The following is a 15943-nucleotide window of genomic DNA, read 5'->3' as shown; positions in this document are numbered from 1 at the left end:
CGCGCCCGGCCCCGCGGCTCCAACCTCGTAAAACGACCCGAAATTCGCTCATGGACCCGATCTAGCTCAGACACCACCATGTCCATCACCGCAACATCATCCACTACCCACGCGAGTGCCGTTGCAGTACTAACCGCCGTCGGCGCCGGCAGTTGACGGGGAATCGAACTGGCAAGAAGACAATTCGTGCGCATATTTTCGTAAACACCATTCATATCCTGCAAGGAGATTTCATGTCCGAATTCGAGTCCGCCGTAACAGCGTTCCTCCTCATCAAGACCAACCGTGCCTGGTTGGATCTATCCGTGCCGGAGCGTGTCGCCGCCTTCCAGGAAAACGTTCTGCCCGCCATCGAGGACAAGGCCAAGGACGTGCGCCGGCGCTACACGACACCGAGTTCTATCGTGGGCGTGGAGAACGCGGTCGCCACGAACTACGGCACCGAAATCCTGGCGTCCGTCGACGCCTGAGCCCGCAAACACCCACAACTCGGCCGCGCTCGAACCGCTGGTGCTGCATATGTTCAACCTGGGTCCGACTCCTGCGGCGGCGAGACACCGCGCCGGGCGCGGGGAACCGCTCGTCGACGCCGCCTGGTGCCGTGTCCTCGGTGGAATAGCCTTGACCAGACGCGTGATCAAGGCTCGAACGCGCGTAGGCATCGTCGCGCCTGTTGCCGGAGCGCGCCTTTGAGTTCCGGCGGTCCGCTGACCAGGGTGAAGTCGGTCTGCACTGACGTGATCATCCAGACCAGGTCGGATGTCGTCGGGGCGCCGAGGTGCAGGAGGCAGCGGTGCTCGTCGACGGCCTCGACGGCGCCCATCCCCGGCCACACCCGGTCGGCTACCGCGCCGGCCGATTCGTGCAGCTCGACCGTCGCCTGGCACGGCCAGGTGCGCGCGGAAAGCTGCTGCGTCAGATAGGTCGCGACGTCGTCGAACGGCGGCTCGCGGGGCGTGAACCGGGCGCCGGCGGGTGGCCGCGGGGTGAGGCGATCGACGCGGAAGGTGCGCCAGTCGTCGCGGTCGACGTCGAAGGCGACGAGGTACCAGTGCCTGCCGAAGTTGACCAGGCGATAGGGCTCGGTGTGCCGCCGGGAGGCACCGCCGCGCGGGCTGAGGTAGTCGAAGCGCAGGCGTTCGTGGCGGCGGCACGCGTCCGCGATGGTCATCAGTGTGTCCGCCGAGATCTTCGGGCCGGGCGCCTCCCCGGCGCGTACGGTCGCGGTCTGGAGGGTGTTCACCCGATGCCGAAGCCGCGACGGCAGTACCTGCTCCAGCTTGGTGAGCGCGCGAAACGCGGTCTCCTCGATACCGGTGACCGAACTGCCGGTGGCGGTGCGCAGTCCGACGGCCACCGCGACGGCTTCGTCGTCGTCGAGCAGCAGCGGTGGCAGGGACGCGCCCGCGCCGAGCCGATAGCCGGGCGTGCCTTGGATCGCGTGCACCGGGTAGCCGAGTTCCCGCAGGCGCTCGACGTCCCGTCGCACGGTCCGCGTGGTGACGCCGAGGCGTTCGGCCAGGTCGGTACCCGGCCAGTCGCGGTGGGTCTGCAGCAGCGAAAGGAGCTTCAGCAGTCGTGCGGAGGTCTCCAGCATGGTTTTCATTCTGCCGTCCGGTTAGGACCGAAGTCGTCCTAACCGGTTTCTAGCGTGGTCTCATGACACAGGACATCCACCCTTTCTCGATCGACATCCCGCAGGCCGACCTCGACGACCTCGCCACGCGCCTGGCCGCCACCCGCTGGCCGGGTGAACTGCCGGACGTCGGCTGGAGCCGGGGTGTGCCCGCCGGTTATCTCGCCGGACTGGCCGAGTACTGGCGCACCGGGTTCGACTGGCGGGCGCAGGAGGCCTCGATCAACGCGCACCCGCAGTTCGTCACCACCATCGACGGTCAGCGCCTGCATTTCCTCCACGTGCGCTCGCCGGAGCGGGACGCGACGCCGCTGGTCCTGCTGCACGGGTGGCCGGGCGGGGTGACCGACTTCCTCGACGTGATCGGGCCGCTTTCGGACCCGCGGGCGCACGGGGGAGACCCGGCTGACGCCTTCCACCTGGTGATCCCGTCCTTGCCGGGGTTCGGGTTCTCCACGCCGCTGGCCGGACCGGGGATGAGCGCCGCGAAGATGGCGGGCCTGTTCGCCCGGCTGATGGCCGCGCTCGGCTACGAGCGGTACGGCGTGCACGGCTACGACACGGGTTCGTGGGTCGCGCCGGAGATCGGCAAGCAGGATCCGGGGCACGTGCTCGGCGTGCACCTCAACGCGATGATCACGTTCCCGATCGGCGTCGAGGGCGAACTGGACGACCTCCCCGAGGCCGACCAGTCTCGCTGGGCGTCGATGCAGAACTTCAACGACGGCTACCTGCAGTGCAACTCCAAGCGTCCGCAGACGGTGGCCTACGGCCTGCACGATTCGCCCGCCGGTCAGCTCGCGTGGATCGTGGAGAAGTTCAAGGAACTGACCATGCCCGAAGACGCGCTGCCCGAGGAATGCGTGGATCGCGACCGCATGCTCGCCACGATCTCGCTGTACTGGTTCACCGGCACCGCCGGTTCGGCCGCCCAGATCTACTACGAGGAGATTTCGGCGAACGACTGGAGCGGCGGCGAATCCGGTGACCGGGGATCCGGCGACTGGAGCGGCGCTGCGGCGCCGACCGTGCCCACCGGTGTGCTCGTGTCCGCGCACGACGTGACCGTCCGTCGCTGGGCCGAGCGCGATCACCACGTCGTGCACTGGACCGAACTCGGCCACGGCGGGCACTTCCTCGCCATGGAGGCGCCCGCCGCGCTGGTCGACGACGTCCGCGTGTTCTTCCGGAAGGTGCGCTGAGATGGGCGCCCGCGGGACCGCGGTGCTGAGCCCGCGGGCGCTCAACCGCGCCCTTCTCAGCAGGCAACTCCTTCTCGGCCGTGTCGATCTCGGGGTGGCCGAGGCGACCGAGCATCTCTTCGGACTCAACGCGCAGGACCCGGATCTCGCGTACTTCGCGCTCTGGAACCGGCTCGAACGTTTCGCCGTCCAGGACCTCACCGTCGCCATCGAGCGCGGTGTCCTTGTGCGGTCCACGATGATGCGGGCCACCCAGCACCTGATGTCGGCGGCCGACTTCCGGCTTGTCCGGCCGGTGCTGGCGCCGCTGCTGCGGCGGGTGCAGCGCAACGCCTTCGGCGGCCGCACTACCGGCGTCGACCTCGGAGAACTGGTCGCCGACGCGGCCGAGCTGCTCGACGGCGGCGGCGTCCTCACCCGGCCCGAGCTGGGGCGGGCGCTCGCGCGAACCCGACCGGGTGCCGACGCGCAGGCGCTCGGCTGGACCGTGCAGTACCTGCTCGCGCTGGTGCACCCCGCCCCGAGCGGAACGTGGGGCAAACGCGGCGCGACCCCGTTCGCCGTCTTTCCCGGTGTACCCGAAGCCGCCACCGCCGACGACGTGCGCGAGCTGATCCGGCGCTACCTCGCCGCGTTCGGGCCGGCCACCGTCGCCGACGCCCGGACCTGGTCCGGGGTGAGCGGACTGCGTGAGGTCTTCGAGCAGCTGCGGCCGGAACTGCGGACCTACACCGACGAGGCGGGGCGCGAGCTGTTCGACCTGCCGGACCACGAGATCCCATCGCCGGACCTGCCCGCGCCCGTCCGGCTCCTCGCGGAGTTCGACGCGACCCTGCTCGCCCACGCCGACCGCACGCGCGTGATGACCGAGCCGATCCGGCGTCAGGTCTGCCAGGGCGCGGCGGTCGCGGCCACCGTGCTCGTCGACGGCACGGTGGCCGCGACCTGGACGAAGGACCGCACCGGTGTGCTCACCGTCGCGCCGCTGCGCTCGATCTCCGCCGCCGGCCGAGAGGCAATCGAAGCCGAAGCCGTGCGGTTACTGGAGTTCGCCGCTCCCGGCGCCGTTCACGACGTCCGGTTCAGCGGATAAGCCCACAGATGACGGAAGCAGTGGCGGTTTGCGGGGGCAAGCCAGGACGTCGGTAAGGAAATGCCGCTTCGTTGAAGAACGCGCCGCCTTCGAAGGTCGCTCTGTCGACCTGGCGGTGTTGATCTGGCAGCCGAGCAAGTCGAGCTTGATAAGCGTGGCGCCGGTGAGGTCGAGATCGATGCCCTTCCAGAAGGTCTTCGCGGGACGCGTCGAGACGCCGCCTGGCTTGAGGTGCTTGGCGAGGATTCGCTGGGTGATGAGACGGACTTCTCGTTCCTGCTGGGCTTCGTCGTCGAGCTTGGCCACCGTCGGTAGCCCGGACGGTGCTCTAACCTCGGCCCGGTTCCGCGGACGGGCGCGCCAGGTAGCTGAAACGGGGTGCGCAGGTAGGCGCAGATCACGTCGACCACGACCTGGCGCGGTGATCGGGGTTGTCCTGGGCGACGTGCTCGAGCGCGTACAGCCCGCCGTGGCGGATGGCAGGTTTGGCGGAGCCGAGCTGCTCAACTGCCTTGACATACAGCTCGGTGAGCCGTCGTTCAGCGTTGTCGTGCTCGGTGGACCACTGCCGTCGCCCGGTAAGCACCAGTGCCACCACACCACCGGTACCGGCCCCGATCGTGAGGCCGACCTTGATCAGCTCGATCCTGGTCTTCGCGTCGCCGCCCGGATCGATGAACATCACCAGCGTGGTCACGGCCGCGGCCGCGATCAGCGCGACCGGGACGACGATGACCACGATCGCCCACCACCACGTGCCCCCACGGTCCCGCCATCGTCTTCGAGGCCAGCGGGAGATCCACTTCACCAACGGCTACGACCCACAGCCTCGGGCCCGGCGACTGTTCCACGTCCCCAAGCCGGAGACGCCGGCCCGCATCCTGCGCGACGCCGAGCGGCGGGTTCGACCGTTCGCTGGTGCAGATGGCCACCGGCGCCGGCAAGACCATTACGGCGGTCGCCGAGTACTACCGGCTAATGAAGCTCGGTGGCTTCAACCGGTTGCTGTTCCCGGTGGATCGCAACAACCTCGGTGATCAGACGCCGGCGGAGTTCGAGAGCTACCGGACACCCGACGACGGCCGCCGCTTCACCGGCCCCGGCCTCGGTGAGCGAAGAGGACAGGGTGGTCCTGCTGGCGGCAAGGCGCTGCCGAATGGACGGGCACGTCGTCTCCGATTGGGCTCCGTTGCCCACGTACAGCCCGATACAGGCCGACACGTAGCGGCACTCAGTCCGGGCTCAAACTGGCGTTGACCTGCACAAACCGGAAGAATTTAGCATCCGGCGACACTGGCTGACATGCCGGAGCTGCGGTCTCATATTCCCTTGGCCGTCGGTTCGAGCCCGACCCGGCCCACTCCTCGATTCCCGATGTCCATTGTGGACGGGCCCGCTTCAGAAGCGGGGAAGCTCCAGCAGGTTGTTCTTCCAGATCCCGTCCGCCCGCGTGCGGAGGAATTCCGGGCCGAAGGTCGGCTTGATGATCTCCACGGCCACCCGGTGGATCCCCTCGTCCACGTAGGCCTTCCCGTCGTCGTCTTCGATCCACGCCACGATCGCCGAAACGAAACTCTCGCCGGTTTCGCCGCTGCCGGGGTTGATCCAGCGCAATTTCGTGATGCTTTCGTGGAACTTCCCGCCTTCGAGCCGCGCTGCGGTGATCTTGATGGCCATGGCTACCTCTTCGGCTGGGTGTCCTCGAAGTGAACAGGGGTAATGCTGTACTCGCCACCTGTCCGCACCTCGTTACGCCGTCCGGCCGCCGTGCCTCGAACGTTACGAGTTCGAGCGTGGGGCGTCCGTTCTGAGTCAGATGACGCAGACCGCGCCCGTTCCGCCGTGTCAAAGTCCTCGCGCCGGCCGGAACACCTGCCGGAAAGAGAGGGGAACAGACATGTGTGCTGCCAAGAAAGCATCGGCCGTCGTCGCGGCCGCGATCGGATTCGCGCTGGCCTTGACGGGCTGCGCCCCGGATCCCGCGCCGCAGGCGATGCAGCCGGCGCCCGCGGCGCCCTCGTCGTCCGCCGCGGACCCGGCCGCGACGGTGGCCTGGATGAACGGGTTCTGCGGCGCGGTCAAGGATTTCATCGACGGCAACAACAAGATGCCGGCGGCCGGCGGCGAGACCGTCGAGGCCATCACGAAGAGCACCAGTGACCAGCTCGGGCACTACGCGAGCATCCTCGGCAAGACGGTCGACGGCCTCAACGCTCTGCCCGCCGCGCCGGTTCCCGCCGCGGACGCGGCCAAGACGGATTTCCTCGGGAAGTACACCGCGGCGCACGACAAGGTCGCGAAGGCGAAGGCCGATCTGGACGCGGCGAAGAGGAGCGACACGGCCGCGCAGGGCCGTGCCGTCGATGGCCTGATGGCCGCTCAGAAGGACGCGCACGGCGCGCTGGACCCGGTCAAGGCCGTGCTGGACTCCCCGGAGCTGACCAAGGCCGCGGCGACCGCCGAGCGCTGCCGACCGTGACTCGTGTGGTGCAGGCCCTTCGCGGTTCGCGAGGGCCTGCACCGTTCGCTCAGTTGCCCAGGGAGCCGATGTTCTCGTTCGCGTGCGCGATGCCGTACTCCTCGGCGCTCGCTTCCTTGATGAGCTTGCCGTCGACCTCGATGGTCACCTTGATGGCGCCCTTGCCGCTGCCCTGAGCCAGGATGCTCACCATCTGCAGGGACTGGCCACCCGGCAGCTTGATCGTCTTCTCCCACGGGAGCTTGACGTTGGCTTCCTGGTTGCTGGTGGTCATCCCGTCGGTCGTGTAGGTGATACTGCCCGCCTTCGCACCACCGGTGCCGGTCACCCGGTAGACCACGGTGTGCTCGGCGGCTTGTTCTTTGGCCGGTTCCGGTACGGGTGCCTGCGCGGGCGCTCCCGTGTCGTTGCCCAGCGGTGCGCCGGGTGCCGACGGTGGCGCCGTCGGGAGCGAGTTCGCCGCGTCCACAACGGCTGCGCTGAACACGACGGTCCAGAGAATGCAGATGACGAGGCCGACCGCGGACAGGATGACGCCGGTCAGCGCGAGACCTTTGTTGTCCGCGATACCGCTCTTCGCGCGGGAGTACCCGACCCCGGCGAGAACGAGCCCGACGATGACGAGCGGCCAGGCGATGACGCCGATGAACGGAATCGGGGAGAACAGCAGTCCGACGAGGCCGAGAACGAACCCCGCGGTGCCCAGCCCGTTACGTGGAGGCGCGGCTACGGGTGCCGCTTGATAGGGGTACGGGGAGGGAGTGGTCACGATGATCCTTTCGCCTGTCTTCGCGTGGAGATCGGCGTGACGTATTCCCGTGTTACGTCTCATCGTGAGCGAATTTCGCGCGCCCGGATGTTACGAAAACGGCTTAACGATCGGGTATCAGTGAAGGGCTCATTCTTCCGTGAGAATTTTGCGAAGCCTTCCCAAAGCCCGGTGCTGCGCAACGCGAACGGCACCCGCCGTCGAGCCGACCACACCGGCGGTCTCTTCCGCAGACAAGCCGACGACGATCCGTAGAACGACGATCTCCCGCTGCTTGTCCGGCAGGATCCGCAGCAGTTCGCCCATCCGGTCGCTCAGTTCGTTGTGCAGCGCGTGCTGTTCCGGGCCGATGGAGTCCGAGATCCCGTCGGGGACCTCGGCGACGGGTTCCGTGCGGTTGCGGGCGGCGGCACGGCGGGCGTCGGCGACCTTGTGCTGGGCGATGCCGTAGACGAAGGCGAGAAAGGGCCGCCCACGTTCGCGGTAGGTGGGCAACGCGCGGAGGATCGCCACGCAGACCTCCTGCGCGACGTCGTCCGCCGAGGCGTACGTCCGTTCCTGCCTGCCGATCCGCGCCCGGCAGTACCGGATCACGAGCGGGCGGATGACGGCCAGCAGGTGATCCAGCGCCCGCCGGTCGCCTCGTCCGGCGGCCGCGACGGGCTCGTCGAGGGTGTACCAGTGCGACGGCGTCGCCTGTTCGGGCTCCACCGCCGCCGGGGCGCCCGGCTCCACCAGCGCGAGCTCGCGGATCATCGCGCGGTTCTTGATCCGGGTCAGGGTGTCCTCGCTGTCGAGTCCCATCCGCAACGCGTCGACGAAGGCGCCGTTGGCGCTGTCCAGGCGATCGACGGACTCGGAGTCGTGCTCCTCCAGGCGGCCCCGCGCGTGCCGCAAGGTCGCGCTGACCGCTTCGTCCGCGATCCCGAGCACCCCGGCGATCTCCCGCGACGAGTAGCCGTCCAGAGACCAGGCCATACCGAGTTGCTGGCGTTTCGGCAGCCGTCCCAGCATGGCCAGGACGGACGACGCCTCGTCGGCGAGGACGGTGAGCTTGTCTTCCCTGCCCGTGTCGGCGAAGGCCCAGTCCGCCCGGATGGCTGTCTGCTCCTTCGCCCGCCGATGCCCCACACGGCGGACCCACGATCTCGGCTGGGTGATGGTCTGCCAGCCCTCGTAGGCGTTGAGCATCGCTTCCGCAGCCGCGTCCCGTGCCGGATCGAGTGCGAACCCCGCCTTGCACAGAAAGCCGGTGAGCAGCGGAAATTCGGCGTGGAAGAACTCGTCGAACTCGTCGTGGCCCATCACCCGCACTCACCGCTCCCCGTCGCCTGACGCGAATGCCCTCTCCAGGACAGGTGCAGTGAGCGAGCCGCTGAGTGTAACGATTCGGTCAAGGTGATGTTTACGCCGCGGACGTGGGCGGATACCCGGCTCCGAGCGGAAGTCGTTTGACGCGGAAGGGAAAATCGAAGAAAAGGAGGTGATAGGAAAATGGAAACGAGGATGGCCGGTGACCTGGGTGAGGCCGCTTGCCGCAGTGAGGATCCCGAACTGTTCTTCCCGGTCACCGAATCCGGTCCCGGTGCCCGCCAGGTGGCCCGTGCGAAGGCCGTCTGCGCGCGGTGCCCGGTCATTTCGGCCTGTCTGGCCTACGCCGTGGACAACGGACTCGCCCATGGCGTTTTCGGCGGGCTGACCGGCAGTGAGCGACGCCGCCCGATTCGTGTCGGCAGCGCCGCCTGAAGCCACTCGACAGCGTGACTGAATTCCACTGGGGTTTTCGCGCGCACGAAAAAAGAGGGGCCCGGTTCGGTGAACCGGGCCCCTCTGTCGTGGTGGGTCAGGAGACGGCTTCGGCCACTGTCTCCTCGGCCAGCCGTTCGTTGCCCGACTGGGTCTTGAGCGGCTTGTGCTTGAGGAAGGCGACGGCGACGATGACCAGCAGCGCGATCGGCGCGCTGATCAGGAACAACTCGCTGGTCGCTTCCCCGTAGGCCTCGCGGACGACGTTCGCGACAGGTTCGGGCAGTGCGGCGATGTTCGGCACAGCGCCGCCTTCGCCGCCGCCGGGCAGCGGCCCGAGGTCCTCGATGATCAGCGCGGTGACCCGGTTCGCGAGCACCGCGCCCAGCGCGCTCACCCCGATCGAGCCGCCGAGACTGCGGAAGAACGACAGCGTGGAGGTCGCCGTGCCGAGGTCGTGCGCGTCGACGTCGTTCTGCGCCACCAGGACCAGGTTCTGCATCAGCATGCCGACGCCGACACCCAGGACGACCATGTACGCGCCGAGGACGACGAGGTTCGTCTTCGCGTCCAGCGTGCCCAGCAAGGCCAGGCCCACGGTCATCAGGGTCGAGCCGAGCAGCAGGTGGCTCTTCCACTTGCCGGTCCGGCTGATCAGCTGGCCCGAGACCGTGGACGACACGAGGAGGCCGAAGATCATCGGCAGGCTCAGCAGCCCGGCCACTGTCGGCGACTTGCCGAGCGACAGCTGGAAGTACTGGGACAGGAACACCGTCCCACCGAACATCGCGACACCGACGAGGAAGCTCGCGAGGGTGGTCAGGGTGATCGTGCGGTTGCGGAACATCCCCAGCGGGAGGATCGGCTCGGCCACCTTCGACTCGACGTAGACGGCGAGGGCGAGGATGACCACGCCCGCGGTCACCAGGCCGACGGTCCACAGGGAGCCCCATGCGAACTGGTGCCCGGCCAGCGACGACCAGACCAGCAGCGTCGAGACGCCTGCCATGATCAGGAACGCGCCGAGATAGTCGACCTTCACGTCACGCCGGGTCGTCGGCAGGTTCAGGGTGCGCTGCAGCAGCAGGATCGCCGCGACCGCGAACGGGACGCCCAGGAAGAAGCACCAGCGCCAGCCGAGCCACGAGGTGTCCACCATGACGCCGCCGATCAGCGGGCCGGCGATGGTCCCGACGGCGAACACGGCGCCGAAGATCCCCGAGTACTTCCCGAGCTCACGCGGCGAGACGATGGCGGCCATGATCACCTGCGCGAGGGCGGTGAGCCCGCCCGCGCCGATGCCCTGCGCGACCCGGCTGGCGATCAGGACTTCGATGTTGCCCGCGAACCCGGCGACCAGCGAACCGACCACGAACAGTCCGAGCGAGAGCTGGATCAGCAGCTTCTTGTTGTACAGGTCGGAAAGCTTGCCCCAGAGCGGAACCGTCGCGGTCATCGCGAGCAGTTCGGTGGTGACCACCCAGGTGTAGGACGACTGCGAGCCGCCCAGTTCGGAGACGATGCGCGGCAAGGCGTTCGCGACCACCGTCGAGGCGAGGATGGCGACGAACATGCCCATCATCAGCCCCGACATGGCTTCGAGGACCTGTTTGCGGCCCATCGAGCCCGGTGGAGACTCCGGTTCTCGCGGTTCGGTCATGGCTGCGGACATGGCTGTCCCCCTTCGTGTTCTGTGATGCCGGGCGCGTCAGCGCGCGCGGCCGCCGGGCTCGGCGAGCCCGGCGAGAAGCATTTCGACGGCTTCGTCCAGCAGATCGAGCGCGGACACCCGGCCGTCGTGCTGGGACCAGAGGATGAGCACGGCGTTGACCGCGCCGCCGAGCGCGGAAAGCAGCAACGTCGGATACAGATCGGCCCGGGGATCCACACCGGCGCGGCGCGCGATCGCCTCGATCATCGGCGCGATGGTGTCGTGGTTCATGGCCACCGCGCGTGAATGCAGGGTGGCGTTCTCCTGGATCGCCTTCATCCGGCCGAGCCACTCTTCGCGGTTCTCGTCGATCTGGGCGAAGTCCTCTTTCAGCGCATCGACGAAAGCACGTGCAGTGCTGACTTCCTCCGGTGTGGCAAGGAACTTGTCGATGGTGCGCTGCGACCGTTCGGCGCTGTCGGCGTGCGCGATGACGACAGCGTCCTCTTTGGACGCGAAGTAGTTGAAGAAGGTGCGCGACGAGACCCCCGTCGCCGCGCTGATGTCCTCGACCGTCACCTGGTCCAGACCGCGTTCGGCGACGAGCCGGACGGCGGTGGTCGCCAGCGCGCGGTGGGTTTCCAGCCGCTTGCGCTCGCGGAGGCCTTTGACGGGTTCGGGCATGAGCACCACGATACGCCTAAAAATGCAGATGCTGCAAAATTGCAGTTTGTGAACCGTGCCACTCGTGGCCGGCTTGTTCCCGCCTGGCAGACTGCGGCGGGTGAGCGGAACGGTGCTGGTACTGGGCGGACGCAGCGAGATCGGCCTCGCGGTCGCGGAACGGCTCGCCAAGGGCGGGGCGCGCGAAATCGTGCTGGCCGCGCGGCGGAGTACGGACCTCGGCGCGGAGACCGAGCGGCTGCTGGCCGCGGGGGCGGAGAAGGTCGGCGTCGCCGAGTTCGACGCCGACGACCTCGCCGGGCACGGTCCGTTCCTGGAAAAGGTCGTCGCGGAACACGGTCCGCTCGACGTCGTCGTCACCGCTTTCGGGATCCTCGGCGACCAGGCGCGGGCCGAAGCGAACGCCGAGCACGCCGTCGCGATCGTGCACACCGACTATGTGGCGCACGTGAGTGTGCTGACGCGGGTGGCCAATGTGCTTCGTGAGCAAGGAAGCGGAAGTCTCGTGGTGTTCTCGTCGGTCGCCGGGGTGCGGGTCCGGCGGGCGAACTACGTCTACGGATCGGCGAAGGCGGGCCTCGACGGGTTCGCGAGCGGTCTGGCCGACGCCCTGCACGGCACCGGTGTGCACCTCCTGCTCGTCCGGCCCGGATTCGTGATCGGCCGGATGACCGAAGGCATGTCGCCGGCGCCGTTCTCGAGCACGCCGGATCAGGTCGCCGACGCGACCGTCGCCGCGCTCCGGAAGCGCCGGGACACGGTGTGGGTGCCGGGACTGCTGAGGCTGGTGTTCTCGGTGATGCGCGTGGTGCCTCGCGCGCTCTGGCGCCGGATGCCGCGCTAGGGAGCGCTGCGCGATCGATCCGGCACGCGGCGTCGCGACCGGTTGTCTTCTTGGTCACTTCGGCTGGGCCGATCGGGCTTTAAGACCTGTTCATGACACTTTTCTCAGCTGATTCCCAGCTAACACGGTGATCCTCGAACACGGGGGATCATTCACGAAAGCGGGGAGAAGGTCGTGCTGCTCACGTCGCGAGGACGACGGATCGGCGGCCGCGTCGCACTGGGCCTGGTGTCGGCGGCAGTACTGGGGGTCACGGGCTTCGCGTGGACGCAGTTGAGCCGTCTGGACGCGGGGATCGTCACGGCCGACGTGATCGCGCCGTCCGCCCAGGTGCCCGACGGCCCGCCGGGGCAGCCGCTGCAGGTGGCCCAGAACATCCTGCTCGTCGGCATCGACTCGCGGACCGGCCCCGACGGGAACCCGCTGCCGCAGAACGTCCTCGACGCCCTGCACGCGGGGGACAGCCGCGACGGTGGCGACACCACCGACACCATGATCGTGGTCCACATCCCGGCGGGCGGCGTCGGGGCGACGGCCATCTCCATCCCGCGCGATTCCTATGTGGACATCGCGGGCGGGTTCGGCAAGCACAAGATCAACTCGGCGTACAGCCGCGGCAAGAACGCCGCGATGACCTCGCTGCGCGCACAGGGCCTGACCGGCGCGCAGCTCGAGGTCAAGGCCGACGAGGCGGGCGCCAAACTCACGATCCAGACGATCGAGCAGTTCACCGGGCTCAGCATCAACCACTACGCCGCGGTCAACCTCGCCGGGTTCTCCGCGCTGAGCGAGGCCGTCGGCGGGGTCGAGGTCTGCCTCAAGGAACCGGTGCAGGACAAGTTCTCCGGGGCGTCCTTCCCGGCGGGCAAGCAGCTGCTTTCGGGCCCGCAGGCACTCGCCTTCGTGCGGCAGCGGCACGGCCTGCCCAGCGACCTCGACCGCATCGCGCGGCAGCAGGCGTTCCTTTCGAGCATGGCCAAAACCGTGCTGGACGCCGGGACGTTCACCGATCCCACCAGGCTGAGCGCCCTGATCGACGCGATCCAGGGTTCGGTCGTGCTCGACCGCGGCTGGGATGTGCTGAGCTTCGCGCAGCAGCTGCGGGGGATGAGTTCGGGAGCGCTCAAGTTCCAGACGATCCCGGTGCAGAGCCTTTCCCTCCCGACGCTGTCCGACGGCGACGCGGTGAAGGTGGACCCGGCCCAGGTGAAGGCGTTCGTGAAGACCGCGCTGAACTCGACGACCGTCGCCGCGGTGGGGGAGCCGACCGACGGGATCGGGATCAAGCCGGTGGCGGCCACGTCCTCCGTCGCTGCTCCGCCTTCGTCGTCTTCGACGTCCTCCATGCCTTCCTTGCCGCCTGAGATGGCCGGCTGCGTCAGCTGAGCTCAGACGTCGAGCACGATCCTGAGACGCAGGGATGGACCCCTTCACGCGCGGCCGCTGTGACTCTGGTTCGCGTGGGGCGCATGTGGCGATCCGCAAGTCCGTGAAGGACTCCTTCCCTACCTTCAGGGTAGGCAAGGAGTCCTTCACGGACCGGACCCGCGACCGGCCGCAGCCAGAATTCGGTAGGCACCCAAGACACTCTTGGCCCGGCCGACACCTCACCCCACCGACGCATTTCGTCCTCTGAATGCGGCAGCGGGACGCCCCGGAACTTTTCCAAGATTCTTTTGAACCGCACAGCGCCGCCTTCCGTGTCGATGGCGTAGGGGAGCTCCGGACAGCCTGGAGCCAGGGTGCCGGGGAGAAGGAATCGTGCTCAGCAAGCAAAAGCTCGGCAAGCGGGTCCTGTCGGTCGCCGTGCAGCCGAAGGCAACAGGCTCCGGCAAAAGGCTCAACGCCATGGATCGGGCCCTCGCGCGCAAATGGTTGCAGCTCAAGGCTTCGAGGGCGGGAGACCTCGATCCGGTGGTCGTCAACGGCGCGGACCTGACGTTGTACCGCTTCGACAAGGACACCGCCGAACCGTCGAAGCCGACCTGCGACGGCGACCGCGCCAAGACCTGGCCGCCGGTGCTCGTCACGCCCGGCAGCAAGGTTTTCCTCGCGGGGATCAAGAAATCCGCCGTCGGCACGGTCATGCGCGACGACGGGAGCCTTCAGCTGACCGTCGGCGGCTGGCCCGCCTACCGGTTCGCGAAGGACACCAAGCCGGGCGACACGCTCGGCCAGGGTGTCGGTGGAACGTGGTTCGGGCTCGCGCCGGACGGTCGGAAAGCACGGAATGGGCAGCCGGAAGCGAGCGCATCGCCGCGGAAGCCCGCGTTCAGCGCGATCCTCTTCGGTTGACAGACAGCAGAGACGGGAATGGTGTGATGAAGCGTCGGTCCGGCTGGGTGATCGTGGCGAGCCTGTCTCTGTTCCTCACCGGTTGTGCCGCGACGGTAGGGGGAGCGGCACAACCGGTGGACCCCACCCGGGTCGCCGGGCTCGAGATCACCGACGGCCCCAGCGGTCTCAAGCCCGGCGTGCTCGACGCCGTGCTCCCGGTCGACGGCGGGGACGGCGGGGAGATCGACAACCTCGCGGCCAACGCCGTCGCCGACGTCCAGCGGTATTGGCAGGAGCATCTGCCGGCGATCTTCAAACGCGAGTTCCGGCAGCTGGCCAACCTCGCTTCGTACGATTCGACGAGCCGCGGCCGCGAGATCTGCGGCGCGTCGACGGCCGGGCTGGTGAACGCCTTCTATTGCGGGGGAGAAGACGTCGTCGCGTGGGATCGCGGGGAACTGCTGCCGATGCTCGACGACTCCATCGGTTCGGCGGCGGTCATGGCAGTGCTCGCCCACGAGATCGGCCACGCCGTCCAGTTCCGGCTGGGTCTCCCGGCCGCGACGCCGTCGATCGTGAAGGAACAGCAGGCCGACTGCTACACCGGCACGTACTTCCGCTGGGTCGCCGAGGGCAAGTCGCCGATGTTCCAGGTCTCCACCGGCCGCGGCCTCAACGAGGTGCTCACCGCGCTGTTCCAGATCCGCGACACCGCCGGGGTCGCCTTCGACGACGACGGCGCGCACGGCAACGCGTTCGACCGGGTTTCCGCGTTCCAGTTCGGCTTCACCGACGGGCCCGCCCGCTGCGCGATGATCGACGAGCGGGAGATCGAGGGCCGCAGCACGCAAGGCGGTTTCGGCTCGGCCGCGGCGAACGAACAAGCGGCGGCGGAGAACGTCCGGCTCGACAACCGCGAGGCCTTGGCCGACCTCACGACCAGTCTGCGCCAGGCGTTCCGGCTCGCGGCCACCCCGCCGACACTCACCACCGGCGCGGCCTGCGGCGTGACGACGGAGGACGCGCTCGCGTCGTATTGCTCGGAGTCCAATCAGATCAACCTCGACCTCGACGGTCTCGTCCGCATCGGGACCCCGCCGCGCAGGGGGCGGCAGGGTGGCATCGGTGACTTCGCCGCGTTCGCCGAGGTCGCGTCGCGCTACACCCTCGCCGTCCAGCAGGAAGGCGGGTTCCGGCTCGACGGTCCGGTGGCCGCGCAGCGCACGGCGTGCCTCACCGGCTTCTGGGCCTCGACCATCGTGGACGGCAAACGCGGGTCGCTCAGCTTGTCGCCGGGTGATCTCGACGAGGCCGTGGCCGAGATGCTGACGCGGAACAGCCTGATCGCGGCGGACGTCCGGGGCCGGACGCTCCCGGCGGGTTTCGCCAGGGTCGCCGCCTTCCGCGACGGCTTCTCCTCCGGCGACCAGGGCACCTGCGGCACCAAATACCGCTAGATCCGTGAAGGCCTCCTTGCCTACCCTGAAGGTCAATGCCAGGAACTTAAGCGGCTCTGGGTTGGGCTGGGGTTGCTGTTGTGTTGGCTGTGTCCTGTTCGGTGG

At 68.3% G+C, this 15943-nt stretch carries 18 protein-coding genes; 10 read left to right on the top strand and 8 right to left on the bottom strand.

From position 1 onward, the window contains the following. Positions 1-233 precede the first annotated feature (233 nt). Complete coding sequence (locus tag ACFOSH_RS25670; protein ID WP_378241612.1) at positions 234-470, top strand: darcynin family protein; 237 nt, start codon at positions 234-236, stop codon at positions 468-470. 167 nt (positions 471-637) lie between these two features. Here ACFOSH_RS25670 and ACFOSH_RS25665 read toward each other — a convergent pair whose 3' ends face one another. Next, the gene (locus ACFOSH_RS25665) at positions 638-1597 is read right to left on the bottom strand and encodes a helix-turn-helix transcriptional regulator (RefSeq protein ID WP_378241611.1); all 960 of its coding nucleotides are present in this window, start codon (positions 1595-1597) and stop codon (positions 638-640) included. A gap of 62 nt (positions 1598-1659) precedes the next feature. On the opposite strand from ACFOSH_RS25665, the gene ACFOSH_RS25660 reads away from it, so the two are divergent. After that, on the top strand, positions 1660-2838 hold the full coding sequence (locus ACFOSH_RS25660) for an epoxide hydrolase family protein (RefSeq protein WP_378241610.1): 1179 nt from the start codon (positions 1660-1662) through the stop codon (positions 2836-2838). 1 nt (position 2839) lies between these two features. After that, on the top strand, positions 2840-3931 hold the full coding sequence (locus tag ACFOSH_RS25655) for a winged helix DNA-binding domain-containing protein (RefSeq protein WP_378241609.1): 1092 nt from the start codon (positions 2840-2842) through the stop codon (positions 3929-3931). Here ACFOSH_RS25655 and ACFOSH_RS25650 read toward each other — a convergent pair. Then, positions 3878-4237, bottom strand: coding sequence for a hypothetical protein (locus ACFOSH_RS25650; RefSeq protein WP_378241608.1), 360 nt, complete (start codon positions 4235-4237; stop codon positions 3878-3880). The two genes, ACFOSH_RS25655 and ACFOSH_RS25650, sit on opposite strands and share 54 nt — an antisense overlap. A 91-nt stretch (positions 4238-4328) precedes the next feature. Next, the gene (locus ACFOSH_RS25645) at positions 4329-4670 is read right to left on the bottom strand and encodes a hypothetical protein (protein ID WP_378241607.1); all 342 of its coding nucleotides are present in this window, start codon (positions 4668-4670) and stop codon (positions 4329-4331) included. Positions 4671-4705: 35 nt separating this feature from the next. Here ACFOSH_RS25645 and ACFOSH_RS25640 point away from each other — a divergent pair, with 35 nt between their 5' ends. Further along, positions 4706-5188, top strand: coding sequence for a DEAD/DEAH box helicase family protein (locus ACFOSH_RS25640; protein WP_378241614.1), 483 nt, complete (start codon positions 4706-4708; stop codon positions 5186-5188). Between the two features lie 141 nt (positions 5189-5329). Here the strand turns inward: ACFOSH_RS25640 and ACFOSH_RS25635 are convergent, their stop codons facing one another. Further along, a complete protein-coding gene (locus ACFOSH_RS25635; protein ID WP_378241606.1) occupies positions 5330-5608 on the bottom strand; it encodes a DUF3892 domain-containing protein in 279 nt (92 codons plus the stop codon). 220 nt (positions 5609-5828) lie between these two features. Here ACFOSH_RS25635 and ACFOSH_RS25630 point away from each other — a divergent pair, with 220 nt between their 5' ends. Continuing rightward, positions 5829-6410, top strand: a complete 582-nt coding sequence (locus ACFOSH_RS25630) for a hypothetical protein (protein WP_378241605.1) — start codon at positions 5829-5831, stop codon at positions 6408-6410. 49 nt (positions 6411-6459) lie between these two features. On the opposite strand, the gene ACFOSH_RS25625 is transcribed toward ACFOSH_RS25630, so the two are convergent. Together ACFOSH_RS25625 and shbA are read right to left on the bottom strand one after the other, a co-directional pair. Then, positions 6460-7179 (bottom strand): DUF4190 domain-containing protein, encoded by a 720-nt coding sequence (locus ACFOSH_RS25625; RefSeq protein WP_378241604.1) that lies wholly within the window; start codon positions 7177-7179, stop codon positions 6460-6462. Positions 7180-7308: 129 nt separating this feature from the next. After that, positions 7309-8484, bottom strand: a complete 1176-nt coding sequence (gene shbA, locus ACFOSH_RS25620) for an RNA polymerase sigma factor ShbA (RefSeq protein WP_378241613.1) — start codon at positions 8482-8484, stop codon at positions 7309-7311. A gap of 189 nt (positions 8485-8673) precedes the next feature. On the opposite strand from shbA, the gene ACFOSH_RS25615 reads away from it, so the two are divergent. After that, positions 8674-8925, top strand: coding sequence for a WhiB family transcriptional regulator (locus ACFOSH_RS25615; RefSeq protein ID WP_378241603.1), 252 nt, complete (start codon positions 8674-8676; stop codon positions 8923-8925). Positions 8926-9022: 97 nt separating this feature from the next. On the opposite strand, the gene ACFOSH_RS25610 is transcribed toward ACFOSH_RS25615, so the two are convergent. Then, the gene (locus tag ACFOSH_RS25610; RefSeq protein WP_378241602.1) at positions 9023-10597 is read right to left on the bottom strand and encodes an MDR family MFS transporter; all 1575 of its coding nucleotides are present in this window, start codon (positions 10595-10597) and stop codon (positions 9023-9025) included. A gap of 36 nt (positions 10598-10633) precedes the next feature. Beyond that, positions 10634-11260, bottom strand: a complete 627-nt coding sequence (locus tag ACFOSH_RS25605) for a TetR/AcrR family transcriptional regulator (protein ID WP_378241601.1) — start codon at positions 11258-11260, stop codon at positions 10634-10636. Positions 11261-11360: 100 nt separating this feature from the next. Here ACFOSH_RS25605 and ACFOSH_RS25600 point away from each other — a divergent pair, with 100 nt between their 5' ends. The 4 genes from ACFOSH_RS25600 to ACFOSH_RS25585 all read left to right on the top strand — a co-directional run bounded on the left by ACFOSH_RS25600 (position 11361) and on the right by ACFOSH_RS25585 (position 15838). Further along, the gene (locus tag ACFOSH_RS25600) at positions 11361-12104 is read left to right on the top strand and encodes an SDR family NAD(P)-dependent oxidoreductase (RefSeq protein WP_378241600.1); all 744 of its coding nucleotides are present in this window, start codon (positions 11361-11363) and stop codon (positions 12102-12104) included. 174 nt (positions 12105-12278) lie between these two features. Next, positions 12279-13490: an LCP family protein gene (locus tag ACFOSH_RS25595; protein ID WP_378241599.1), complete on the top strand. Its 1212-nt coding sequence runs from the start codon at positions 12279-12281 to the stop codon at positions 13488-13490. Positions 13491-13865: 375 nt separating this feature from the next. Further along, complete coding sequence (locus ACFOSH_RS25590; protein ID WP_378241598.1) at positions 13866-14399, top strand: hypothetical protein; 534 nt, start codon at positions 13866-13868, stop codon at positions 14397-14399. Beyond that, positions 14297-15838: a neutral zinc metallopeptidase gene (locus ACFOSH_RS25585; protein WP_378241597.1), complete on the top strand. Its 1542-nt coding sequence runs from the start codon at positions 14297-14299 to the stop codon at positions 15836-15838. Before ACFOSH_RS25590 ends, ACFOSH_RS25585 begins: the two co-directional genes overlap by 103 nt. Positions 15839-15943 lie beyond the last annotated feature (105 nt).

It is taken from the genome of Amycolatopsis speibonae, from assembly GCF_042647925.1.
GTDB lineage: Bacteria > Actinomycetota > Actinomycetes > Mycobacteriales > Pseudonocardiaceae > Amycolatopsis > Amycolatopsis speibonae.
Note: the sequence above shows the minus strand (reverse complement) of the source record. Positions and strands in the feature narration are given on the sequence as shown.